This is a genomic window from Flavobacterium frigoris, from assembly GCF_900111075.1.
GTDB lineage: Bacteria > Bacteroidota > Bacteroidia > Flavobacteriales > Flavobacteriaceae > Flavobacterium > Flavobacterium frigoris.
Genome location: NZ_FOFZ01000007.1, coordinates 85,822 through 109,598, shown reverse-complemented (window position 1 = coordinate 109,598; position 23,777 = coordinate 85,822). Strand labels below are relative to the sequence as shown.

The window sequence follows — 23,777 nt, the reverse complement described above, 5'->3', positions numbered from 1 at the left end:
ATCTAATATCATCATGGAAATCAAAGACAATACTTTCGCAAGACAATTTGAAACTACAGTAGAAGAAGGGTTAGTTTCAGTTGAATATTCTTTTCAAGAAAAAAAAATATTTTTGACAAAAATAAATACACCAGATCAATTTGAAAATGAAGAATTTGTAGCTCAGTTACTTTCTGAAATAATGGCAATTGCCATTGAACGAAAATTAAAAGTAGTTCCAATACTTCCGAAAATCGTGGTATTCTTTAAAAAGAACCCCATTTACAAAGAACTGCTTCCTCCTGGAATTAGGCTTTAAGAAAAAGCGGCTGTATCATTTAGTATGTTCAAACGCTTTTTTTACTAATATCTAGTTTAACAAAAAAAGGCACAAGAATCAACTTATGCCTTTTTTATAATTAGATAAAAAATTATTTTTCGATTTCCTTCATACTATCCATTTTCTTGTGTGCTAAGAAACCTGTAATATCTTCAAAATGCTCTACTACTCTTTTATTTCCAAATTCAAAAACCTTTGTCGCTAATCCGTCAAGGAAATCCCTGTCGTGAGAAACCAAGATCAAAGTCCCGTCAAAATCACGTAGCGCATCTTTAATGATGTCTTTAGTCTTCATATCCAAGTGATTTGAAGGTTCATCCAGAATCAACAAGTTAACTGGTTCCAACAATAGTTTTATCATTGCCAAACGCGTTTTCTCTCCACCAGAAAGGACTTTTACTTTTTTAGTCACATCATCTCCATGAAACATGAAAGCGCCTAAGATATCCTTTATTTTAGTTCTAACATCTCCTACTGCAATATCATCAATGGTTTCAAAAATAGTAGCATTTTCATTTAATAAAGACGCTTGATTTTGAGCGAAATAACCAATTTGCGCATTATGACCAATCTCTAGACTTCCTGCATCAATACCAATTTCTTTCATGATGGCTTTAATCATGGTTGACTTACCTTCACCATTTTTTCCAACGAAAGCAACCTTCTCTCCTCTTTCAATAACAATATTCGCATCCTTGAAAACTACATGGTCTCCATATGCTTTTGACAAATCTTTTACAATTACTGGGTACTGTCCAGAACGAACCGCTGCAGGAAATTTTAATTTCAATGCCGAAGTATCTACTTCATCCACTTGTACGATAACCAGCTTCTCTAACATTTTAACACGCGATTGAACGGCATCCGTTTTAGAAAAAGTCCCTTTAAAACGGTCAATAAAAGTTCTATTATCCGCAATCATACGTTGTTGTTCATCGTAAGCTTTTTGCTGATGCATACGACGGTCTTTACGCAATTCTAAATAATGAGAATACTTGGCTTTATAATCATAAATACGCCCCATAGTTACTTCTATGGTACGATTCGTAATATTATCAACAAAGGCCCTGTCATGTGAAATCACCACCACCGCTTTGGCCGAATTAATCAAGAAATCCTCTAACCATTGAATACTTTCAATATCCATATGATTGGTAGGCTCATCGAGCAAAATCAAATCTGGTTTTTGCAAAAGTATTTTAGCCAACTCAATTCGCATTCTCCATCCTCCAGAAAATTCAGAAGTTTGTCTTGTAAAATCTTCACGAACAAAACCCAATCCTATTAATATTTTCTCTATTTCAGCTTCATAATTTACTTCTTCAATTGCGTAGAATTTCTCACTTAAATCAGAAACGCGCTCAATCAACTTCATGTACGCATCACTTTCATAATCCGTACGAATCGTCAATTGCTCGTTGATTTCATCTATCTCCGCTTTCATGCCGAAAATTTCGCCAAATGCTTTAGAAGTTTCTTCAATAACCGTAGCCCCATCAGTAGTCAACAAATGCTGAGGCAAATAAGCTACTACAGCCTCTTTTGGTGCAGAGATATTCCCTGTTGACGGTTTGCTTTGCCCAGCAATAATTTTAAGAAGTGTTGACTTTCCTGCTCCATTTTTACCCATAAGGGCAATCTTATCATTTTCATTAATAGCAAAAGAAACATCGCTAAAAAGGGTAGTTCCACCAAACTGTACTGAAATATCGTTAACTGTAATCATTGAATTATAGATTTGTAAATTCGGCTGATCATCAATTTGAAAACCGAGTTATTTTTTAAAAGTGCAAAGATAGATTAATTAAGTAGTTTGTTCGCTAAAAAATAAAAGCTTCTAGAAACAGAATAAAATCTGATCTCTAGAAGCTTTTAAAGGCAGTAGTAAAAATGAACTACTCTTCTTTATTTTTATTTATCGTATTCCATATATGGGCATTTGAAACACCAATATCCTCTGGATTAAATACAGGGTCCTTGCCTGCCTTTCGTTGTTTTTCGTAATCCTTCAAGGCCAACAATGCTGGCTTTTGCAGCAGAATAATAGCAATAATATTAAACCAAGCCATTAATCCCACTCCTAAATCTCCAATATTCCAAGCTAATTTTGCCTGATTAATAGAACCATACATAATAACTACCATCATCAATACCTTAAGTAAATGACTGTAAATAGGAGAATTCAAATTCCTTGTCAAATAAGCGATATTTGTTTCTGCTATATAGTAATAGGCTAAAATCGTAGTAAATGCGAAGAAAAATAACGCAATAGCAACAAAATAAGAACCAAAACCAGGAAAAACACTATCCATCGCGCTTTGTGTAAACCCAGGTCCTGCAGAAACATTTTCTGCTCCCTGATATAAAAACTGCGTAGCACCATCAGCTCCTAACACAGGATTTTGAACATTGTATTTACCAGTGATCAGCAACATAAATCCAGTAGCTGAACACACTAATAAAGTATCGATATAAACCGAGAATGATTGTACTAAACCTTGTTTAGTAGGATGCGAAACATTTGCTGCAGCAGCAATATGTGGCGCCGTCCCTTGACCTGCTTCATTAGAATAAATCCCTCTTTTCACACCCCATTGAATAGCTAAACCAAAAACAGCTCCAAAACCAGCTTCCATATTAAAAGCACTTTTAAAAACTAAGGCGATAACCCCTGGAAGTTGATCGATATCGATCGCGATGATTACCAATACGATCAGAATGTAACCAATAGCCATTATCGGAACGACAAATTCCGTGAATTTTGCGATTCTTTTCACACCGCCAAACACAATAGCTCCAAATATTAACGCTACTACTATTCCTGATTTCCAAGTTTCGATTTCGAATGCATTCTGTATTCCGTCGGCAACAGAATTAGCTTGAACACCAGGCAACAATACACCTGCCGAAATAATCGAAACTATCGCAAACAAGATACCAAACCATTTTACACCTAGCCCTCTTTCAATATAAAAAGCAGGTCCACCACGGAATTCACCTAAATGTTTCTCTTTATATATTTGTGCCAAAGTCGCCTCTACAAAAGCAGTGCTTGCTCCTAAAAAAGCAACCATCCACATCCAGAACAAAGCTCCGGGACCTCCAAAAGCAATTGCCGTAGCTACCCCTGCAATATTACCTGTACCTACTCTACCTGCCAAAGACATTGATAATGCCTGAAAAGAAGAAACTCCAGATTCTGAACTTTTACCATCAAATAACAATCGGAACATCTCTTTGATATGACGCACTTGCAAAAAACGTGTTCTTATAGAAAAATAAAGCCCCGTTCCTAAACACAAAACGATTAAGGCATTACTCCAAATAATATCATTTAACATTCCAATAACCTCTTCCATAAATATATTTTACATTAATAATTATCAAAAAAAGAGCAAAACAAACGTTTTGCAACTTTTTTTTTATAAAACTATAACATATCAATAAAAAAAACTAACGAACAGCTATATAAAATAACAAAAACTGATTATTTAACTAAAAATCAAGCACTAATAAAAAGAGCCGTTTTTATACAAAAATCTGTTTTTTAACAGTAATTACCCACAATATTAAAACAATTATCAAAAACCAACCACGACCACAACAAAAAAATGCTTCATTACTATATAATGAAGCATTTATACTATTTTTTAATCTATCAAAGCAATTACTCTTTTCTCCATTTTTTACTTTCCTCAAAAACATGTTCTAAGATTGCAGCTTCTTTCTCATCAAAATCTACATTCCTGCGACTCATAACGATTCTTGCCGTTTCAAAAGCTTTTTTAGTGATGTATGTAGAAAAACCCGAAGCACCACCCCAAGAAAAACTTGGTACAAAATTACGTGGAAAGCCACTTCCAAAAATATTTGTACTAACTCCAACGACTGTTCCTGTATTAAACATGGTATTAATTCCACACTTGCTGTGATCCCCCATCATCAATCCACAAAACTGCAGTCCAGTTTTAGCAAAACCTTCTGTTTCGTAACTCCATAATTTCACTTCTTCGTAGTTATTTTTTAGGTTCGAATTATTACTGTCTGCGCCAATGTTACACCATTCCCCAAGTACTGAATTCCCTAAAAATCCATCATGTCCTTTATTAGAATAAGCAGAAATAACAGAGTTGTTTACTTCTCCTCCAATTCTAGAATGAGGTCCTACAGTCGTAGCACCATATATTTTAGCCGCCATTTTAACCACAGCGCCTTCACACAATGCAAACGGCCCACGAATTACAGAACCTTCCATAATTTCAGTATCCTTCCCTATATAAATAGGACCTGAAGTAGCGTTTAAAGTCACAAACTCTAACTTAGCTCCTTCTTCGATGAATATATTTTCATGTCCAAGCACATTGACACTTTTCGGAATTGGTTTTGATTTTCGATCTACTGTCAAAAACTCAAAATCTTCACGAATAGCAGCATCATTTTTCGAAAAAATATCCCAAGTATGCATCACTGTTAAGCAGTCGTCATTATATTCAATAATCTCGTAGGAACCAAAATTCACTTCTTCCTGATTTTCATCCGTATAAAACGCAACAACATCTTCTCCTCTAAAAATAACCTGATTGGCCTCAAGATTACTGATCATTTCAACTAGAACAGCATTAGGAAGAAACGAAGCATTAATCATTACATTCTCTTCTAACTCCACCATCGGGTATTTATCTGATAAATATTCCTCCGTTAATGTTGTGGTGGTAGAACCCAAATGCATCTCCCATTTTTGACGAATCGTCATAATCCCAATAAGAATATCAGCTACAGGACGTGTAAATGTAAAAGGCAATAAGGCATTTCGAGCGGGTCCGTCAAAAAGTATGTAATTCATAAAATGTTTATTTGTGAAAGGTCAAGTATTGACTTGGCCATACATTAATTTGTTTTTAAATAAAGGTCAAAGTTACAAAGTTTTCAAATAGATAAAAATAAAAAAGCCTCCCGATAAGGAAGGCTTTAGTGTATTTAAAAACAAGTTAAAATTATTTAACGTGTTTAGCGTATTTAGTTTTGAACTTGTCAATACGTCCTGCAGTATCGATAAGTTTGTTTTTTCCTGTGTAAAAAGGGTGAGACGTTCTAGAGATCTCTAATTTCACAACTGGGTATTCAACACCATCAACTGTAATTGTTTCTCTTGTATCCGCAGCAGATTTAGTGATAAAAACGTCTTCATTTGACATGTCTTTAAATGCAACTAATCTGTAATTTTCTGGGTGCGTACCTTTTTTCATCTTTTTTATTTGTTTGGTTACAATTTGTTTTGAAGCTTTTCTTTCGACAGAAAAGGTGTAAACTCATTATAACTTTTTGTTTTACACTATTATTTTGAGTGTGCAAATTTACAATTATTTTTGAATAAACAAATCTTTGTTTTCTTTTTTTTTATTAAATCGTAAAAACTGTTTTTTGTAGCCCAATATATTGGGAATTGCTATATTTGTGCATTAATCTTAAAACAGTTGTAATGATAAATGAAATTATAAAAAGAAATGGACTTAGCTATGGAGTCGTAACCGGAGTCATATTGTCGTTAATAACGGCAGTCATCTACGCCATAGACATCTCTCTATTCATTGCTTGGTGGACAAATCTTTTAACTTTTTCAGTTTACATAATCATCCCAATTATATTATTGTCCAAAACTAAAAAAGAATTAAACGGTGTTTTTGTTTTTAAAGATGCATTTACTACCTATTTTATATGTGCTCTTATTGGAATATTAATATCTGTTGCATTTAAAATTATTTTATTCAATTTCATCGATCCCTCTATAAAAGACTCCCTTCTGGATCTTACGGTAAAATACCTAATTAGCACTTCCGAAAAATTTGGAGTTCCTCCGACAACTTTAAATGAAATGATCGGAAAATTAAAGGAAACAGATCCATTTTCAGTAGTAGAACAATTAAAAGGGTCTGTTTTTACCTTATTTTTCTGTGGTATATTAGGACTAATTCTGGCTGCATTTTTTAAAAGCAAACCTTCATCAAGAGAATAACACAAATCAATGAATTTATCCATACTTATACCCCTTCTTAACGAAGAAGAATCACTTAAAGAGCTTTATACTTGGATTATTAAAGTGATGCAATCGAACAATTACTCCTATGAAATCATCTTTTTAGATGATGGTAGCACGGACAATTCTTGGTCGATTATCGAAAAATTTGCGACTGAAAACCCAAATGTAAAGGGAATTCGTTTCATGAAAAACTTTGGTAAATCTCAAGCTCTACATGCTGGTTTTGCTAAAGCTAAAGGCGATGTTATCATTACAATGGATGCCGATTTACAAGATAGTCCTGAAGAAATTCCAGGCTTATACAATATGATTACTTCCCAAAATTTTGATTTAGTTTCTGGATGGAAAAAGAAGCGCTACGACTCAGTGGTGGCTAAAAACCTACCTTCAAAATTATTCAACTGGGCCGCTAGAAAAACCTCTGGTGTAGAACTGAATGATTTCAACTGTGGACTAAAAGCATACAAAAATGTAGTGGTAAAGAACATTGAAGTTTCGGGTGAAATGCACCGATACATTCCGGTTTTGGCAAAAAATGCTGGTTTTGGAAAAATTGGCGAAAAAGTGGTGCAACACCAAGCTCGCAAATACGGGGAAACTAAATTTGGAATGGAGCGTTTCATCAATGGATTTCTGGATTTAATTACCATTTGGTTTCTGTCGCGATTTGGAAAAAGACCAATGCATTTATTTGGAGCCATGGGTTCGCTAATGTTCATTATCGGGTTTTTACTGGCAGGATACATTGGAGTTTCAAAACTATACCATATGTATACTAATGTGCGCTATAGCTTAGTAACGGACAATCCTTGGTTTTTTATTGCCTTAACGACGATGATATTGGGTACTCAATTGTTTTTGGCGGGATTTCTTGGCGAAATTATTTTACGTACTAAAAGCAACGAAGAACGTTATAAAATTTCGAGCGAGGTTAATTTATAATTTGCCCCTAGCCCTGATAGTAGTGAAAATCCTTTTATGCTGGGGTTCAGCATAAAAGATTGTAACGAATAGCAGGATTAGCTCCTAAAATTGAACTAAAAACTTAAAAACATATAAAAATGGAAATTAAGCAAAACATTTTGAATGCAGTAAATGAATGGTTAACCCCAACATTTGATGCTGCAACACAGCAAGCTGTCAAAGAATTAATAGCTGGTTCCCCTAAAGAACTTGAAGAAAGTTTCTACAAAGACCTAGAATTTGGAACGGGTGGCATGCGCGGCGTAATGGGCGTAGGAAACAACAGAATTAATAAATACACCCTTGGAAAAAGCACGCAAGGACTTTCTGATTATTTGCATAAAGCGTTTCCTAACCAACCTTTAAAAGCTGCCATCGCTTATGATTGTCGCCACAATAGCGACACTTTAGCAAAAGTGGTTGCCGATGTTTTCTCTGCAAACGGGATAGAGGTATTTTTATTTTCAGAATTAAGACCTACACCAGAATTATCATTTGCTGTTAAGCATTTAGGATGCCAATGTGGAATTGTACTTACAGCATCACACAATCCTCCTGAATATAACGGATACAAAGTTTATTGGGAAGATGGCGGACAAATTGTTCCTCCAGAAGACGAAGCAATAATAAATACTATCGAAAAGCTGAACTTCAATCAAATTAAGTTTGAAGCTAATGAAGATTTAATTCACTATATAGGTGCAGAAGTGGATGCCGCTTTCATAAAGTCATCTATTGAAAACGCGAGTTTTAATACTCCCGCTGAAGCAAAAGAAAACTTAAATGTCGTTTTTACTTCACTACACGGGACTTCTATAACTTTAGTTCCTGATACTTTATCTAAAGCCGGATACACAAACGTACATATTGTTCCTGAACAAGCGGTTCCAAACGGTGATTTCCCTACAGTAAAATCTCCAAATCCAGAAGAGCCCGAAGCCTTGACAATGGCGTTAGCTTTAGCTGAAAAAACAAATGCCGATATCGTTATTGGGACTGATCCTGATTGCGACCGTTTAGGTGTTGCTGTTCGAAATAACGAAGGGCAAATGACTTTGTTAAACGGAAATCAAACCATGATTTTGATGACCGCTTTTTTATTAGAAAAATGGAAAAATGCAGGAAAAATTAATGGTAATCAATTTGTAGGTTCGACGATTGTTTCTACTCCGATGATGATGGAATTAGCTACAAGCCACGATGTAGAATGTAAAATTGGTTTGACGGGATTTAAGTGGATTGCCAAAATGATCAAAGACTTTCCTGAAAAAGAGTTTATTGGTGGTGGCGAAGAAAGCTTTGGATATATGGTAGGTGATGCCGTACGTGATAAAGATGCCGTTGCCGCTACACTATTAATTTGCGAACTAGCGGCACAAGCCAAAGCTAAAGGAAGCACTGTTTACAAAGAATTACAACAATTGTATGTAGATCACGGATTTTACAAAGAATTTTTAGTTTCGATTACTAAAAAAGGAATGGAAGGATTGCAAGAAATAAACCAGATGATGATTGATTTGCGTGAAAACCCATTAAAAGAAATCAATGGACAAAGGGTGATAATAGTGGAAGACTATCAATCTTCAATGGCTAAGAACCTATTAGACGGTTCAGAAATAGAAATGAGCATTCCTAAATCGAACGTATTGATTTATTACACCGAAGACGGATCTAAAATTTGCGCCAGACCAAGTGGGACAGAGCCAAAAATAAAATTCTACATTAGTGTAAACACGATATTAGATGACGTAGCGGACTTCCAAGAAGTAGAAGCTGTTTTAAACCAAAAAATTGCAACTATTATTACTGCAATGCAATTAAATTAACTAATGGATAAAAGTTTATTAAAATTACTTCCTTATACTAAACCGTATAAGTCGCATATCATCTGGAATGTGGTATACAATGTTTTATACGCATTGTTTAGTACTATTTCTATGCTTACACTTCTCCCAGTACTTGAAGTACTATTTGGAAAAACAAGAGCGGTACTCACTAAACCAGTTTATAGTGGAATAGGAAATATAAAACAGTTTGGTACTGATTATATGTATTTTCAAATTTCATCATTAACAAAAGATAATAGCATTCAAGTTGCCTTGTTATTTGTTGTTTTAATGGTAATTACTACATTTTTACTTAAAAACTTATTCAACTATTTGGCATCACATCATATTATGCACCTTAAGAATGGTGTTTTAAGAGATTTAAGAAAGTCAATGTATAATAAAATCATCGAATTACCTATCTCTTACTATTCTGAAAAGAGAAAAGGAGATATTATGGCTCGAATGCTTGGCGATGTCAACGAAGTTCAAAATTCGTTCTTTTCAATCTTAGAACTAGTTGTAAAAGAACCGCTGACTATTATTTTTGCATTAGCAACGATGTTTATCATCAGTACAAAACTAACTTTATTTGTCTTGATTTTCATGCCTATTTCGGGATGGATTATTTCTAAGTTAGCCAAAAATCTAAGAGCTCAATCACTGCAAGCTCAAAAAGAAAGTGGACTCTTAATCTCTATTGTCGATGAAACTTTAGGAGGATTGAAAGTGATTAAAAGTTACAATGCCGAGCCTAATTTTAAAACTAGGTTCCATGATTCAGTAACGCGCTTATTAAACTTAACGAATAGTATAGGAAGTAGGAATAATTTAGCCACGCCATTAAGTGAGTTTCTGGGAGTAACTACAATAGCCGTTTTGCTTTTTTATGGTGGTAATTTAGTTCTTATCGAAAAAACCTTAGACGGATCTGCTTTTATTGTCTATTTGACGTTAGCATTTAACATTCTTACTCCGGCAAAAGCGATTTCTAAAGCATCTTATTCCGTAAAAAACGGATTAGCAGCTGCAGATCGTGTTTTTGAAGTTCTAGAAGTGGAAAACGAAATTACATCCAAAGAAAATGCTGTTGTAAAAAACACGTTTGAATCGGATATTACCATCAAAAATATCAACTTTAAATATGAAGACGAGAATGTCTTAAAAGATTTTTCGCTTCAAGTTAAAAAAGGACAAACCATAGCACTTGTAGGACAATCAGGCAGCGGGAAAAGCACCATTGCTAATCTATTGACCCGTTTTTATGATGTCAACGAAGGTACGATCAGTATCGACGGCCTAAACATACAAGACATGAACTTACAATCGCTTCGTGGATTAATGGGACTGGTTACGCAAGATAGCATCTTATTTAATGATACAATTACAGCGAACATTTCATTAGGGAAACCGGATGCTACAGATGACGAAATCATCGAGGCCTTGAAAATTGCTAATGCCTATGAATTCGTTAGTGAGTTACCAAAAGGGATTCACACTAACATTGGAGACAGTGGTAACAAACTTTCTGGTGGTCAAAAACAAAGACTTTCTATCGCCCGTGCCGTTTTGAAAAACCCTCCAATTATGATTTTGGACGAAGCTACATCGGCCTTGGATACCGAGAGCGAAAAGTTTGTACAAGTGGCCTTGGAAAATATGATGCAAAACAGAACCTCTATTGTGATTGCGCACCGACTTTCGACCATTCAAAAAGCAGATACTATTATAGTGATGCAAAAAGGAAAAATAGTAGAACAAGGGAACCATGACGAATTAATTGCATTAAATGGAATGTATAATAAATTAGTTAATTTGCAGTCATTTGAATAATAACTCAACCATAACTAGTTTTAATTTAGACTTTTAAAATAAATAACATGAAAAGAGAATATTTTGGAATGCTGTTTTTAATAGTTTCTGTTTGCTCAATATTTGCTTTCAATTATATTTTCGGAGAGTATATTGTACAAGAGCATATTTCTAAATTTATTATAATTTGGATTCTAATTGCTTTTTTTGTTGGTCAATATTCCATGCGATTTCCAAAATCTATTTAAAAATGTATCTCAACAACCAAAATATAAAACTTCCAGAAGATCCTGACACTATTGTCTGGAAGTATTTGGATCTGTCTAAGTTTTTGGATTTATTAATGTCCAAAAAACTTTTCATGTCGCGCTCTGATAAATTTGAGGATCAATATGAAGGTACATTTAGCGAACCTACTTTTGAAGAAATCAGAAAATTATCGATTGACAATCCTGATTTTTTAAAGTTTTACAAAATACATCGTGAAAAAGTAGCCGTCAGTAGCTGGCACATCAATGAATATGAATCCTTTGCTATGTGGCAAATATTCACGCAAAACACGGAGGGAATTGCCATACAATCTACCATTGGTCGGTTGCAAAAGGCCCTTGCTCCCGAAAATAATTTCAAACAGTATATTGGCGAAGTGAATTATATCGATTACAAAAAGGAATACATCCCTTTTGACGATATGTTTTTCCCTTTTTTGTTCAAAAGAAAAAGCTTTCAGTACGAGCGAGAAGTCCGTATTATATCAGACGTAGCCGAAAGCAACATTACATTAAATGATGGATTAAAAATCAATGTCGACCTGAGTCAACTGATTGATAAAATCTACATTCACCCAAAATCAGAAAACTGGTATAAAAATCTAGTCATCCAATTAGTTAAGCAACTTGGCTTTGATTTTACCATTGAAAAATCAGATTTGGAGAGTGATATTTTGATTTAGCGTTACGCTTTTATTCTAAATGGGCTCGTAATTGATTACTTTCCATGAATTATAGGACAGGTCAATATAATTATAATGCACCACATCATTTTTATCAAACTGTCCATTTTTATTTGTGTCTTCAACCGTTCTAAAATACAATCGGCTTTTAGAATCGATTAAATTCCAATCTATCAATTCCTGAAAATCCTCAGAAACTTTTGTAAATCGCTTGCCGCTAATATCACTTAAGTACAAGCATTTAATATCACTGCTATCTAATTTCCCGTCCCTATTCGTATCCGTATCAAACATGGTGTACACCATAATTTGTCTTTTAGCTCTATCAGCAACAGACTTTAAATAGGTCGCAGTTTGAATCAAAGCAGGTTTATCTGTTAAAGGACGTATTGAATCTGAATCGGTTTTTTGAAACTTTAAATTTTGCAAATAGCCCGTAATCTCATTTTCTCCATAGTTAGAAATCGTAAAACTCAAATCAATTACACTCGAAGAGCCATATCTTGCTTTTGTACCTCTTTCATACACTCTCAAATCTCCTACTGGATGAATTAAATAGTCTGTTCCTTCCATCTGAATAGGCAAATCAGAAATGGCCACTTGAGTAGAATCCACTTTAGAGATTCCTTTTCCTTTATTAGTAGCATCATAAATAACTTTTGGCTTTTCCACTTCTTGCTTACAACTGGCTAAAAGCAAAACGGTAATACTTAATAAGGCTATATGTAATTTTTTCATGATGATGTACTATTAAAATAAATCCAAATGTAATGAATTTTAAAAATGGTTCTGATATTTATAACTAAATTATATGATAAAACGAGCACTTAACCAAAAGTGACAGCTAGTCTTACTCTATAATCTAGCACTCAACTTAACATTAAAAACACGTGTGGTCATATAATTTGGAATTGCATATTCGCTTTTAGAATAAACATCCCTTACCCATGTATTCGTAATTGCATTTTGATTGTTAAACAGATTAAAAATTTCTAATCCTATCGCAAGCTCTTTGAAATTCCCCAGCCAATTTGTTTTTGATTTCCCTATAGTATTATCAAGCAGCACTTTTGAAAAACCTACATCTACCCTACGATAATCATTTAATCTATTTTGGTACAAATACGGATCAGCATACGAAGGGGAACCTCCAGGCAATCCTGTATTGTAAACCAAATTCAGATATATTTTAACGCTTGGAATATTAGGCATAAAATCCTGGAATAAAAGTCCGAATTTCAATCTCTGATCTGTAGGTCTGTCGATATAGCCTTTGTTTTCGCTATTTTCTTCTGTTTTAAGATAACCAAAGCTAAACCAAGATTCTGTTCCAGGAACAAATTCTCCGTTCAACCTAAAATCCAATCCTTGCGCATATCCTTTGGCTACATTAGAAGCGGCATAACGGATCCTAACGTTATCAATTGTATAAGTATTCACATCTGTAAGCGACTTGTAGTACAACTCCGAAACGAGTTTAAAAGGACGATCCCACATTTTAAAACTATAGTCATTGCTTAAAACAAAATGAATGGATTGTTGTGCTTTCACATTAGGCCGAACGACTCCGTCAGCATCCCTGAGTTCTCTGTAGAATGGCGGTTGATGATACACGCCTCCTGCAAGCCTAAAAACCATATCCTTCTCCCAATCCGGTTTTATGGCAAACTGCGCTCTAGGGCTAACGGTAGTTTGGGAAGAACTGATAACATTCTCGCCTGCAACTTCCCAATTATGGATTCGCACTCCAGCATTGTACCAAACTTCACTGTTGCCTATCTTGTCTTTTCTACTCCATTGCCCGTAACCAGAAAATCTACTGATTGTATTGAAATTAGTAGCTCGTACATTCTGATAAGGAACCAATGGCCCAGCATAAGATGAATAAGGTTGGTCATTTTTAGGCAAATCAATAATCGGAGGGTTTATGGAAAAACCGGCTGAATCAATTACTTCCCATTCCACTACTCTATCTCGAATCGATTCCCGGGTATATTTAACTCCCCATTCCAATAGATTTTTTCTCCAATCATGGAATCCTTTTATTTCGGTATTTACGATCAATGCATCCAAATCATTACGAGCATGATTAAGTTGCGTGCCAATGCCACGGGTAAAAGCAACGTCTCCATAGGTCTCTGATCCAATATTAGAATCCACTTCGCCTAAACGATATTGGGCAAAAATATCAAAATGTTCTTGTTCTAAAGTATGAAAAACAGAACCTATAAATTTTAATGTAAAAGTATCTGATGCTTTGAATGTTGTTTTAACGGCGCCGAAATAAGTGTCGTACTTATCCTTTTCTTGTCCTTCATAATACACAGTTAGCGCCATTGGATTATCTATGGTTCCAAATTTAGTTTGGCGTGTTAATGGCTGGTATTGGTATTTATTTTGCGAAATATTCCCCAGAAAACTCCATTGCCATTTTGGCGAAGCCTGATAATTTATGTTTGTTTGAACATCGACAAATGCAGGAGTAAAATTAGTTTGCGTATCTTGACTATTTACTAAAAGACTATTGTTTCTATAGCGAACTCCGGTGATCGCCGTCCATTTATTATTCTTCGAAATAGCATCTACTGAAAGGCTTCCGCCAAGAAAACTCGCTTCAACTGTAGCTCCAAATCGTGTAGGTTTCCGATACGTAATATCTAATACCGAAGACAATTTATCTCCAAATTTCGCTTGAAAACCACCCGCCGAAAATTCTACGTTTTGAACTAAATCAGTATTGGTAAAACTCAGCCCTTCCTGTTGTCCAGAACGGATTAGAAAAGGGCGATAAATTTCAATATCATTTACATAAACTAAATTCTCATCGTAATTCCCACCTCGTACGGCATATTGCGTACTCAGTTCGTTATTCGAATTAACTCCTGGAAGTGTTTTTAAAATATTTTCTATACCGGCATTGGCTCCGGGAATTTTCCGAATAACCTCAGGTTCAATAGTAGTAATTCCATGAACTTGCTTCTTGTTGTTCGTAGTGACGATAATTTCGCCCATTTGCTCTTCCCGGTCATTCATAACCAAGTTGAACTCATAGTCTTCGTCTATTTTTAATGTAAGATAGACGGTTGCTTTTTTTAAAGAAACATGAGTAAAAACAACTGCTACCTTTTGATTTACAGGAATTCTGATAAGATAAAACCCGTTTTCATTAGATTCTGTTCTACTTCCCGCCACCGTAACATTTACATTCTCTACTGGCTTATTATTTTTATCGAGAATAACTCCCTTTACCCGCGCGGATTGCGCAAACGAAGGCAAACTAACCCACAAAGTGATAAAAACAAAAAAAAATTTAGTGATACTCAAGATGTCCGTATATTATTATTTTTGACTTCTAAAAAACTGAGTTTCAAAGATAGTAGAATTTCCTACATTATCCGTGACAACGACTTTTAAATCATTTGCGCCTTCCGCCACAACTCCGTCACTAAAATCATGTGTAATTTTTCTTGTTTTATTATCATATTCGAATAAAATCCAATTCCCATTTAAATACCCATTATAGCTCTTTATTCCTGAACCACCATCATGTATTGAAAGTTGAATTGTTTTTTGCGTGCTCAACCATTTACCTTCAATAGATCTACCAATAGTAATTGATGGCGCAGTAGTGTCCATTGCCAAGGTATATTTACCTAAGGATCGTACTCTAGCCGTAAATACGTTATCCTTTCTAGACGTACTATTATAGCCTACTCTCCCACTTTTACTAATATCTGCAAGGAATACTTTTTCCTTTTGACTATCTGTATATTTATTATCCTCTATCGTAATTGTAAAATTAGAGTGTACAGGAATTGTCTCATCATGAAGATACAGAATGTCGTCTTTAACATCAAAATTCATATCAAAATCTTCATAAAAAGTTCCGGCAGGAAAGAAAACTGACATATTATTTTTAGCAAAATTGTTGTCCTTATTTACCTTCACAAAATAATTAGAAACCACAGTCTCCTTTTCTACAATGGTTGACGATAAATCATAACTAATAGGAATAGAAATTGTCGTTGTATTCCCCATAAAATCCGAAACTTCAATTCGATAAACAGACGTTAAGTTAGGGCGTACTGTAACAACACCATTTGCATCATCTGTTTCTATAAAACTTAATTTATAAGGATTCACCATAAATAGTTTCTGTACCCTTTGTGAAGTTGTTTTATATCTTCGATAATCAATTAAGGCATTTACATAACGCATATCATCAAATGAATAGGTGTCTAATTGATAACCAAAACTAGGCTTTCCATTCAAGAAGGACTGCAATTTATAAATTCCATTCCTGTTCCCTGATGCATTATCATAATCCGCAGCTGTGATCCCAAAACCTATTTTACCATTAGCGACCACCTTATTCGCAAGATAACTACCATCCTTTTGCAAGGACAAGTTCAATAATAACGGACGTTTCGATTGGTTTACCGAAGTTTTACCGTCAACTGGATAAACATATACTGCTGAAACCGATGGTTTTTTAGTGTCTTTGATATCTTTATCAAAACCAAACAACATGGGGTTGATGATTTTCTCTGTTTTGCTGTCGCGAAATTCAAAATGCAAATGCGGGCCTTCTGAAGATCCCGTGTTTCCAGATAACGCAATGGTTTGGCCTTTTTTGACGACCAACTCATTCGGCTTCAAAAACATTTCTATTTCAAATGCTTTTTCTTTATAATGTGTCTTCTTAATATAACTTTCTATGGCATCAGTTCCTTTTTGCAAATGACAATAGACAGAAGTAAACCCATTGGGGTGCGTTATATAAATCGCCCTACCATTCCCGAAGGTCGAAATCTTTATTCTCGATACATACCCATCTGCAACAGCATGTACGTTCAAGCCTTCACGCTGCAACGTCCTAAAATCAAAACCCGCATGAAAATGATTGGGACGTAATTCTCCAAAATTACCTGAAAGTTGCATAGGAATGTCGAGAGGAGCACTAAAATAGTCCTTTGGATATTCCGTTTGTGCTACAACAGCCCCCGAAAACAATAGAAAAAAAAATAAAAATCTCATGGTATACATTTTTGCTAAGATAAAAAAAGTAATTTGTTCTCCTTTATAAAATAATACATTTTGTAACCATTTACATTACAACAATTTGATTATTTTATAATAAAAAAACGAATAATATATTGTAATAATAAAAAGTAATACTAAATTTGTAATATTAAGTAATGAATAGGATAAATAATGAGTGTAATTGCAGAAATAATTGATACTCTTGAAAACAAAGTTGAAAAACTAATTCTAAAAATAAACCGTTTAGATCAAAACACTCAAGAGTTAAAAATCGAATTAACAAAATCTGCAACCATCATACAAACTCAGTCAAATGAGATTGAAGCGCTAAAATCGCAATATGAAACACTTAAGATTGCCAATTCATTATTAGGCAGTGACGATAATAAAAGAGATACAAAGCTTAAAATAAATTCATTAATTCGGGAAATTGATTACTGTATAGCACAGCTATCTGATTAGTAAAAAATATGGACGAAAAGCTTAAAATTAAAATATCAATTGCAGACAGAGTCTATCCATTAACGGTAGAACTTTTTCAAGAAGAAGGACTTAGAAGTGCTTCTAAAAAAATTGATGTGATGATGAAGCAGTTTGAAGAAAATTATGCTGTACGAGACAAGCAAGATGTCTTAGCCATGTGCGCTTTGCAATTTGCTTCTCAAGTAGAACAAAAACAAATAGATAATACTATCAATGGAGAGGAAACTATTGAAAGAATTAAAAAATTGAATGCGCTTTTAGATCAATATCTCGACAATTAAACGTTCTTTACAGAAACTAAGATACTGCCTACATTAGTTCACATTTGGTAAACTCAACACTAATAATTTAGAATGAGCAAATCATCACTACTAAAGCATGCCACGCCTAGGCGAGGAAACTTGAACAGTGAGTTAGCTCAAAACTTGTCATTTTCGAGTTTATTCAATCAACCTAATGTAGGCTTTTTTTATATATAAATTTTAACAAACATGGACATATTAACGATCGTTATTTCAGGAATTATAGGTATTGCAGCGGGTTTTGGAATCGCTAAAATTATAGAAAAAAGCAATATTTCTAATCTTATTAAAAGCGCAAAAAAAGAAGCTTCATCTATTTTAAAAGATGCCAATCTTGAAGCTGAGAACATAAAGAAAGATAAAATCCTTCAGGCAAAAGAAAAGTTCATTGAACTTAAATCAGAACACGAACAAGTAATTCTGACTAGAGACAAGAAAGTAGCTGAAGTTGAAAAAAGAATTAGAGACAAAGAATCCCAAGTTTCTAACGAATTATCTAAGGTTAAGAAAGTCAACGACGATTTTGAAGCAAAAACAACGGAATTCACTGCTAAAATTGAAGTTTTAGACAAAAGACAAGTAGAAGTTGATAAACTACATAAAAGCCAATTACAACAACTTGAAGTAATTTCAGGATTATCTGCTGAGGATGCTAAAAATCAGTTAGTAGAAGGTTTAAAAGCTGAAGCTAAGACTAAAGCAATGTCTCATATTCAAGACACAATTGAAGAGGCTAAGTTAACGGCACAACAAGAAGCTAAGAAAATTATCATTAATACCATCCAAAGAGTAGGAACAGAGGAAGCAGTAGAAAACTGTGTATCTGTTTTTAACATAGAATCTGACGATGTTAAAGGTAGAATTATTGGCCGTGAAGGGCGTAACATTAGAGCACTGGAAGCAGCAACAGGCGTGGAAATCATTGTAGATGACACACCAGAAGCTATTATCCTATCTTGTTTTGACCCTGTACGTAGAGAAATTGCACGTTTAGCTTTACACAAGCTAGTAACGGACGGACGGATTCACCCTGCTCGTATTGAAGAAGTTGTTGCTAAAACAGCGAAACAAATTGACGATGAAATTATCGAAGTTGGAAAACGCACCGTTATCGATTTAGGAATTCATGGATTACACCCTGAATTAATAAAAGTAGTGGGACGTATGAAATACCGTTCTTCTTACGGACAAAATTTATTACAACACTCCCGTGAAGTTTCTAAACTTTGTGGAATCATGGCAGCTGAATTGGGTCTGAATGTAAAATTAGCTAAAAGAGCTGGTTTATTACATGATATCGGTAAAGTGCCAGATGCAGAAAGCGATTTACCTCACGCTTTATTAGGAATGCAATGGGCTGAAAAATATGGTGAAAAAGAAGAAGTATGTAATGCTATCGGAGCGCACCACGATGAAATAGAAATGAAATCTTTATTGTCTCCAATTATCCAAGTTTGTGATGCCATTTCAGGTGCAAGACCGGGTGCAAGAAGACAAGTATTAGATTCTTATATTCAACGTTTGAAAGACTTAGAAGAAGTAGCTTACGGCTTCACTGGTGTTAAAAATGCTTATGCGATTCAAGCTGGTAGAGAACTACGAGTTATTGTAGAAAGCGAAAAAGTATCTGATGATAACGCAGCTACCCTTTCTTTTGAAATTTCACAAAAAATTCAAACTGAAATGACTTATCCAGGTCAGGTTAAAGTAACAGTAATTAGAGAAACAAGAGCAGTAAATATTGCTAAGTAAAACTTTAATTTCCAATATCAAAATTCTAAATTCCAGTCAAATGGTTTTTGGAATTTTTTATTTTCTGGGGTGAAAGTTATTAATCACTTCCGTTAAAAATTTCCTGTCCAGATGCAAATAAATCTCTGTTGTAGTAATTGATTCATGTCCAAGCATCAACTGAATGGAACGCAAGTCGGCACCATTTTCAAGAAGATGTGTCGCAAAAGAATGACGAAAGGTATGTGGACTTATTTTTTTATGTAAGTCTATTTTAACCGCCAAATCTTTGATAATGGTAAAAATCATCGCTCTTGTGAGTTGGCTTCCTCTTCTATTCAAAAATAAAATATCACCATGCTCTTTCTTTACATTCAGACGGATTCTGATGGTGTCTTTATAGATATGAATGTATTTTTGAGCCAATGTACCAATAGGCACAAAACGTTGCTTATTTCCTTTTCCAGTGACTTTAACAAAACCCTCTTCAAAGAATAAATCAGAGATTTTTAAAGATACTAATTCTGAAACGCGAAGACCGCAGCCATAGAGGGTTTCTAGCATAGCACGATTGCGCTCTCCTTCATTTGAACTCAAATCAATCGCCTTGATCAACGCATCAATTTCATCAACTGATAATGTATCTGGCAACTTCCTACCTGTTATGGGTGATTCAATTAGTTGTAAAGGGTTATCGAGTCGATAATCTTCAAAAATCAAATACCCAAAAAAACTTTTTAGCCCTGATATTATTCGTGCCTGCGAACGTGGATTAACCTCATTTGATACTGCATATATAAATTGCTGAATTGTCTCTTCTTCGATTTTCAGTGGCGAAACTTCAATTTTATTTTCACTAAGAAATAAGCACAACCGTTCGATATCGAAAGAATAATTTTCAATAGTATTCTTTGATAAGCCACGCTCAATCTTTAAATAGGATTGATAACTTTTGACATACGAATTCCAATTCATACTACAAATTAACGCATTTTATACGCATAAAAAAACCTCCCAATTGGGAGGTTTTAAATATTTACAATCTAAATGAATTAGAACTTGTATCCTAAAGATACTGAAAATACACTGTTTTTCAATTTAAAATCATCTCCAGCTTCTACATCAGCAATGTTAGACAATCCCAGATTGTATCTTAAACCAGCAGATAAATTTTCTGTGAAATCATATCCAGCACCAAAATTCATCCCAAAATCAATTGACTTAAATTGATCTTTTGAATCTTCCTTTACTGTAACTGTAGTACCTCCATCAGTTATATCCGCTTTTGACTTCGCACTAACTAAAAATCCAATTTGTGGACCAGCTTCTAAACTAAATTTTTCAGCTGCATAATATTTTAACATCACTGGGACATTTATATATCCTAGAGTTAATTTTGAATCAACTTTATAGCCCCCTGGCTCAGTAAATTCATTTTTTGCACCTTGAGTAGAAAACAATAATTCAGGTTGAACAGCAAATTTGTCAGAAACTTTAATTTCTACAAAACCACCTACATTAAAACCAACTAGTGCAGAATTATCTTCTACATCTCCAGAAAAATTTGAAACATTTAATCCACCTTTAATACCGAATTTAGTTGTTTGTGCATTAGAAAATGCAAAAGCAAGTACAGCCGCAACTGTTAATGTAATTTTTTTCATTTTATTTTTATTTAATTTTTGAAATGCAAATATATAAATATTCTTGTTAAAACAAATAAAATTTATACTAACAGAATAAGTTAAATATCCAAAATACTACAAAAATAAAAAACAATTACGAACTATAATAACCTTAAAATTAGAAACTTACGAAAGGTATTCTCACTATATTTAGTGATATTCAATTATAAATTAAAATTGATTAATTTAACAAGTTTTAACTTATTTTAATTTTGTTTTTTAGAACCTAAAAATACAATTCTCAGCTTAAGGAAACTTGAAACATAGAATTTTCACACTCTTATTCCCCACAAAATAGAGTTCTTTGCCACTAAGCTAAGAAGGTCATAAGACATTTCTAACATCAGGTTTATACGAATAGTATAGTTTGTACAAAAGTATACTCATACAATTACAACATTAGATACAATCAATCCGCTGCTCTTTTTGATTCCTGCAATAAGCAATAACAACCATTTAAAATTTACGGCACCATATTTGAATTACGGACATTGTTATAACAACAAAAAAATTAAAGAAAAGTGAAGGGCAATATTTATACTATTAAAGTGTTATAAATTGAAACTTCAAATTACAAATTATTACTTAAATACCATTTTATGAAAAAAACAATCTTAGCTGTCGTAGCGTTACTTGCTATGTCTGCTTCCGTTCAGGCACAATTAGTGAAAATAGGAATTAAAGGTGGATTAAACTATGCCAATCAAAATGGCTCAGATATCACCATAAATAGTAATAACTATCAAACCTCTGCCATTACAAGTTATCACGCTGGTTTAGTAGCCGAAATAAAACTCGCAGACAGTTTCTCGATACAACCTGAGGTACTTTACTCTACAGTGGGAGCAACTTATAAAAATGCTGTAGATGATTTTAAAAATGAAGTGGGCTATCTATCAGTTCCAGTTATGGCCAAAATTTATTTGAATAAAGTGGTTAGCCTAGAACTAGGCCCGCAGGCTTCTTTCTTATTAAGCGAAAGAAATAATTTTGACGTCAACAATGCTACTACATTTGATTTTGCTGCTAATGCTGGACTTGGTTTCAAAATCACTAAGAATTTCTTCCTTCAAGGCCGTTACAGTTTAGGGTTAACAGATGCCTCTAAGGATGCACAAGTAAAAAACTCAGTAGTTCAAGTCTCTGCTGGATTCCTTTTCTAGAAGAATAAAACACTAATTTTATTAAAACCGTTCTTTAATTGGAACGGTTTTTTTATTTTTACAAAAACAGCAACTATGAAAATTTGCATAATCAATGGCCCAAACCTCAACCTTCTAGGAAAACGGGAACCTGAAGTATACGGAAGCACAACTTTTGAAGAGTATTTTACCTCTTTACAAATAAAATTCCCAACTATAGCATTCAGCTATTTCCAAAGTAATATTGAAGGAGAATTGATTGATAAAATCCAAGAATATGGTTTTACCTATGACGGAATTATTTTAAACGCAGGCGCCTATACGCATACTTCGATAGGCATAGGAGATGCTGTGAAAGCGATAACCACTGCTGTAATTGAAGTCCACATTTCGAATACCTATTCGCGTGAAAGTTTTAGACATCAATCTTATATTTCAGGGAATGCTAAAGGAGTTATCCTAGGGTTTGGATTACAAAGCTACGAATTGGCAATAGTATCATTTATAAAATAGTTGTTGTTTTCAGGACAGCACAGAACAAAAAAAGGAGTCGGGTTAAAATCCGACTCCTTTTTTTATTTTTCTCTTTTAAACGCTACTTATGAGGCTCGACATGTATTAAAACATGACCCAGTTCGGGTAATTTTTCCCGCAAGGTATCTTTTAATTTATGCGCTAAATCATGCCCTTCTTTTACAGTAATTGTAGCATTTACAATTGCATGCAAATCTACATGGTATTTCATACCTGCTTTTCTAATGAAACATTTTTCAGTATCAATAATTCCTTCCACTTGATGCGACACTTCTCTAATCTTCTCAATTAGATCATCATATACATGTTCATCCATAATTTCCCCAAGTGCCGGTCTAAAAATAAGATACGCATTAAACAGAATAAATCCTGAAGCAAAAAGTGCTGCCCAGTCATCTGCAGATTCATATCCTTTTCCTAATAATAGAGCGATCGAGATCCCTACAAAAGCTGCAACAGAAGTAATTGCATCACTTCTATGGTGCCAAGCATCTGCCTTTAATGACGAGCTATTGGTTTCTATACTCCTTTTCATAACCAACCGAAAAGAATATTCTTTCCAAATAATTATTGCTCCAAGCACAAAAAGCGTCCATGGTTTAGGCAAATCATGTGTTGTTTGAATATTTGAAATACTCTCATAAGCGATAATGGTAGCTGAAGTAATTAGAAAACCAACCACTATAAAGGTGATTAATGGCTCAGCTCGACCATGTCCATATGGATGATTTTTATCTGCTGGTCTATTAGAATATTTAATTCCAAACAATACTAAAAATGATGCGAAAATATCAGTCGTGGACTCAATCGCATCAGCAATCAAGGCATATGAATTGCCAAAAAAACCTGCCATTCCTTTAATAAGGGCTAAGCAGGTATTTCCAATAATACTAAAATAAGTTGCTTTTACAGCAGTTTGTTCATTCGTCATTACTTGTTGTTACATTT

At 34.2% G+C, this 23,777-nt stretch carries 22 protein-coding genes and 1 other RNA gene; 13 read left to right on the top strand and 10 right to left on the bottom strand.

The features are described from left to right. Nucleotides 1–13 precede the first annotated feature (13 nt). A complete protein-coding gene (locus BMW63_RS10940) occupies nucleotides 14–298 on the top strand; it encodes a GNAT family N-acetyltransferase (RefSeq protein WP_074723593.1) in 285 nt (94 codons plus the stop codon). A gap of 112 nt (nucleotides 299–410) precedes the next feature. On the opposite strand, the gene BMW63_RS10935 is transcribed toward BMW63_RS10940, so the two are convergent. The 4 genes from BMW63_RS10935 to BMW63_RS10920 all read right to left on the bottom strand — a co-directional run bounded on the left by BMW63_RS10935 (nucleotide 411) and on the right by BMW63_RS10920 (nucleotide 5,565). Further along, entirely contained in the window at nucleotides 411–2,045 is a 1,635-nt protein-coding gene (locus BMW63_RS10935) for an ABC-F family ATP-binding cassette domain-containing protein (protein WP_074723509.1), read from the bottom strand. Nucleotides 2,046–2,214: 169 nt separating this feature from the next. Continuing rightward, entirely contained in the window at nucleotides 2,215–3,678 is a 1,464-nt protein-coding gene (locus tag BMW63_RS10930) for an alanine/glycine:cation symporter family protein (protein WP_074723508.1), read from the bottom strand. A 308-nt stretch (nucleotides 3,679–3,986) separates the two neighbouring features. Then, a complete protein-coding gene (locus BMW63_RS10925) occupies nucleotides 3,987–5,162 on the bottom strand; it encodes a GlmU family protein (RefSeq protein WP_074723507.1) in 1,176 nt (391 codons plus the stop codon). Between the two features lie 151 nt (nucleotides 5,163–5,313). Beyond that, nucleotides 5,314–5,565: a type B 50S ribosomal protein L31 gene (locus BMW63_RS10920; RefSeq protein WP_074723506.1), complete on the bottom strand. Its 252-nt coding sequence runs from the start codon at nucleotides 5,563–5,565 to the stop codon at nucleotides 5,314–5,316. A 233-nt stretch (nucleotides 5,566–5,798) separates the two neighbouring features. Here BMW63_RS10920 and BMW63_RS10915 point away from each other — a divergent pair, with 233 nt between their 5' ends. The 6 genes from BMW63_RS10915 (at nucleotide 5,799) to BMW63_RS10890 (ending at nucleotide 11,909) form a co-directional block, all read left to right on the top strand. Beyond that, the gene (locus BMW63_RS10915) at nucleotides 5,799–6,332 is read left to right on the top strand and encodes a DUF4199 domain-containing protein (protein ID WP_074723505.1); all 534 of its coding nucleotides are present in this window, start codon (nucleotides 5,799–5,801) and stop codon (nucleotides 6,330–6,332) included. Between the two features lie 9 nt (nucleotides 6,333–6,341). Beyond that, nucleotides 6,342–7,298, top strand: a complete 957-nt coding sequence (locus BMW63_RS10910; protein WP_074723504.1) for a glycosyltransferase family 2 protein — start codon at nucleotides 6,342–6,344, stop codon at nucleotides 7,296–7,298. Nucleotides 7,299–7,417: 119 nt separating this feature from the next. Then, nucleotides 7,418–9,145 (top strand): phospho-sugar mutase, encoded by a 1,728-nt coding sequence (locus BMW63_RS10905; protein WP_074723503.1) that lies wholly within the window; start codon nucleotides 7,418–7,420, stop codon nucleotides 9,143–9,145. 3 nt (nucleotides 9,146–9,148) lie between these two features. Continuing rightward, complete coding sequence (locus tag BMW63_RS10900; RefSeq protein ID WP_074723502.1) at nucleotides 9,149–10,978, top strand: ABC transporter ATP-binding protein; 1,830 nt, start codon at nucleotides 9,149–9,151, stop codon at nucleotides 10,976–10,978. A gap of 47 nt (nucleotides 10,979–11,025) precedes the next feature. Continuing rightward, entirely contained in the window at nucleotides 11,026–11,205 is a 180-nt protein-coding gene (locus tag BMW63_RS10895; RefSeq protein WP_074723501.1) for a hypothetical protein, read from the top strand. A gap of 2 nt (nucleotides 11,206–11,207) precedes the next feature. Continuing rightward, the gene (locus tag BMW63_RS10890) at nucleotides 11,208–11,909 is read left to right on the top strand and encodes a DUF2971 domain-containing protein (RefSeq protein ID WP_074723500.1); all 702 of its coding nucleotides are present in this window, start codon (nucleotides 11,208–11,210) and stop codon (nucleotides 11,907–11,909) included. Nucleotides 11,910–11,924: 15 nt separating this feature from the next. Here BMW63_RS10890 and BMW63_RS10885 read toward each other — a convergent pair whose 3' ends face one another. From BMW63_RS10885 to BMW63_RS10875, 3 genes are all read right to left on the bottom strand, one after another. Beyond that, nucleotides 11,925–12,647 (bottom strand): hypothetical protein, encoded by a 723-nt coding sequence (locus BMW63_RS10885; protein ID WP_074723499.1) that lies wholly within the window; start codon nucleotides 12,645–12,647, stop codon nucleotides 11,925–11,927. A 117-nt stretch (nucleotides 12,648–12,764) separates the two neighbouring features. Beyond that, nucleotides 12,765–15,233 (bottom strand): TonB-dependent receptor, encoded by a 2,469-nt coding sequence (locus tag BMW63_RS10880; protein ID WP_074723498.1) that lies wholly within the window; start codon nucleotides 15,231–15,233, stop codon nucleotides 12,765–12,767. Between the two features lie 15 nt (nucleotides 15,234–15,248). Beyond that, a complete protein-coding gene (locus BMW63_RS10875; protein ID WP_074723497.1) occupies nucleotides 15,249–16,946 on the bottom strand; it encodes a M23 family metallopeptidase in 1,698 nt (565 codons plus the stop codon). A gap of 177 nt (nucleotides 16,947–17,123) precedes the next feature. On the opposite strand from BMW63_RS10875, the gene BMW63_RS10870 reads away from it, so the two are divergent. The 4 genes from BMW63_RS10870 (at nucleotide 17,124) to rny (ending at nucleotide 19,489) form a co-directional block, all read left to right on the top strand. After that, nucleotides 17,124–17,414 (top strand): hypothetical protein, encoded by a 291-nt coding sequence (locus BMW63_RS10870; RefSeq protein WP_074723496.1) that lies wholly within the window; start codon nucleotides 17,124–17,126, stop codon nucleotides 17,412–17,414. An 8-nt stretch (nucleotides 17,415–17,422) separates the two neighbouring features. After that, a complete protein-coding gene (locus BMW63_RS10865; protein WP_074723495.1) occupies nucleotides 17,423–17,716 on the top strand; it encodes a cell division protein ZapA in 294 nt (97 codons plus the stop codon). 51 nt (nucleotides 17,717–17,767) lie between these two features. After that, nucleotides 17,768–17,877: non-coding RNA, 6S RNA (ssrS, locus tag BMW63_RS10860), on the top strand. Between the two features lie 49 nt (nucleotides 17,878–17,926). Further along, nucleotides 17,927–19,489, top strand: a complete 1,563-nt coding sequence (gene rny, locus BMW63_RS10855) for a ribonuclease Y (RefSeq protein WP_074723494.1) — start codon at nucleotides 17,927–17,929, stop codon at nucleotides 19,487–19,489. A gap of 57 nt (nucleotides 19,490–19,546) precedes the next feature. Here the strand turns inward: rny and xerD are convergent, their stop codons facing one another. Together xerD and BMW63_RS10845 are read right to left on the bottom strand one after the other, a co-directional pair. Then, on the bottom strand, nucleotides 19,547–20,443 hold the full coding sequence (gene xerD / locus BMW63_RS10850; RefSeq protein ID WP_074723493.1) for a site-specific tyrosine recombinase XerD: 897 nt from the start codon (nucleotides 20,441–20,443) through the stop codon (nucleotides 19,547–19,549). Between the two features lie 77 nt (nucleotides 20,444–20,520). Then, nucleotides 20,521–21,132, bottom strand: coding sequence for a porin family protein (locus BMW63_RS10845; protein ID WP_074723492.1), 612 nt, complete (start codon nucleotides 21,130–21,132; stop codon nucleotides 20,521–20,523). 620 nt (nucleotides 21,133–21,752) lie between these two features. On the opposite strand from BMW63_RS10845, the gene BMW63_RS10840 reads away from it, so the two are divergent. After that, on the top strand, nucleotides 21,753–22,316 hold the full coding sequence (locus tag BMW63_RS10840) for a porin family protein (RefSeq protein ID WP_074723491.1): 564 nt from the start codon (nucleotides 21,753–21,755) through the stop codon (nucleotides 22,314–22,316). A gap of 75 nt (nucleotides 22,317–22,391) precedes the next feature. After that, nucleotides 22,392–22,808, top strand: a complete 417-nt coding sequence (locus BMW63_RS10835; protein ID WP_074723490.1) for a type II 3-dehydroquinate dehydratase — start codon at nucleotides 22,392–22,394, stop codon at nucleotides 22,806–22,808. Between the two features lie 82 nt (nucleotides 22,809–22,890). Here BMW63_RS10835 and BMW63_RS10830 read toward each other — a convergent pair whose 3' ends face one another. After that, on the bottom strand, nucleotides 22,891–23,760 hold the full coding sequence (locus BMW63_RS10830) for a cation diffusion facilitator family transporter (RefSeq protein ID WP_074723489.1): 870 nt from the start codon (nucleotides 23,758–23,760) through the stop codon (nucleotides 22,891–22,893). Between the last annotated feature and the right edge of the window lie 17 nt (nucleotides 23,761–23,777).

Bases quoted from the DNA above. Each gene is read 5' to 3' on its own strand.
- BMW63_RS10940 (WP_074723593.1), top strand. From the start codon at position 14: ATGGAAATCAAAGACAATACTTTCGCAAGACAATTTGAAACTACAGTA.
- BMW63_RS10935 (WP_074723509.1), bottom strand. From the start codon at position 2,045: ATGATTACAGTTAACGATATTTCAGTACAGTTTGGTGGAACTACCCTT.
- BMW63_RS10930 (WP_074723508.1), bottom strand. From the start codon at position 3,678: ATGGAAGAGGTTATTGGAATGTTAAATGATATTATTTGGAGTAATGCC.
- BMW63_RS10925 (WP_074723507.1), bottom strand. From the start codon at position 5,162: ATGAATTACATACTTTTTGACGGACCCGCTCGAAATGCCTTATTGCCT.
- BMW63_RS10920 (WP_074723506.1), bottom strand. From the start codon at position 5,565: ATGAAAAAAGGTACGCACCCAGAAAATTACAGATTAGTTGCATTTAAA.
- BMW63_RS10915 (WP_074723505.1), top strand. From the start codon at position 5,799: ATGATAAATGAAATTATAAAAAGAAATGGACTTAGCTATGGAGTCGTA.
- BMW63_RS10910 (WP_074723504.1), top strand. From the start codon at position 6,342: ATGAATTTATCCATACTTATACCCCTTCTTAACGAAGAAGAATCACTT.
- BMW63_RS10905 (WP_074723503.1), top strand. From the start codon at position 7,418: ATGGAAATTAAGCAAAACATTTTGAATGCAGTAAATGAATGGTTAACC.
- BMW63_RS10900 (WP_074723502.1), top strand. From the start codon at position 9,149: ATGGATAAAAGTTTATTAAAATTACTTCCTTATACTAAACCGTATAAG.
- BMW63_RS10895 (WP_074723501.1), top strand. From the start codon at position 11,026: ATGAAAAGAGAATATTTTGGAATGCTGTTTTTAATAGTTTCTGTTTGC.
- BMW63_RS10890 (WP_074723500.1), top strand. From the start codon at position 11,208: ATGTATCTCAACAACCAAAATATAAAACTTCCAGAAGATCCTGACACT.
- BMW63_RS10885 (WP_074723499.1), bottom strand. From the start codon at position 12,647: ATGAAAAAATTACATATAGCCTTATTAAGTATTACCGTTTTGCTTTTA.
- BMW63_RS10875 (WP_074723497.1), bottom strand. From the start codon at position 16,946: ATGAGATTTTTATTTTTTTTTCTATTGTTTTCGGGGGCTGTTGTAGCA.
- BMW63_RS10870 (WP_074723496.1), top strand. From the start codon at position 17,124: ATGAGTGTAATTGCAGAAATAATTGATACTCTTGAAAACAAAGTTGAA.
- BMW63_RS10865 (WP_074723495.1), top strand. From the start codon at position 17,423: ATGGACGAAAAGCTTAAAATTAAAATATCAATTGCAGACAGAGTCTAT.
- rny (WP_074723494.1), top strand. From the start codon at position 17,927: ATGGACATATTAACGATCGTTATTTCAGGAATTATAGGTATTGCAGCG.
- xerD (WP_074723493.1), bottom strand. From the start codon at position 20,443: ATGAATTGGAATTCGTATGTCAAAAGTTATCAATCCTATTTAAAGATT.
- BMW63_RS10845 (WP_074723492.1), bottom strand. From the start codon at position 21,132: ATGAAAAAAATTACATTAACAGTTGCGGCTGTACTTGCTTTTGCATTT.
- BMW63_RS10840 (WP_074723491.1), top strand. From the start codon at position 21,753: ATGAAAAAAACAATCTTAGCTGTCGTAGCGTTACTTGCTATGTCTGCT.
- BMW63_RS10835 (WP_074723490.1), top strand. From the start codon at position 22,392: ATGAAAATTTGCATAATCAATGGCCCAAACCTCAACCTTCTAGGAAAA.
- BMW63_RS10830 (WP_074723489.1), bottom strand. From the start codon at position 23,760: ATGACGAATGAACAAACTGCTGTAAAAGCAACTTATTTTAGTATTATT.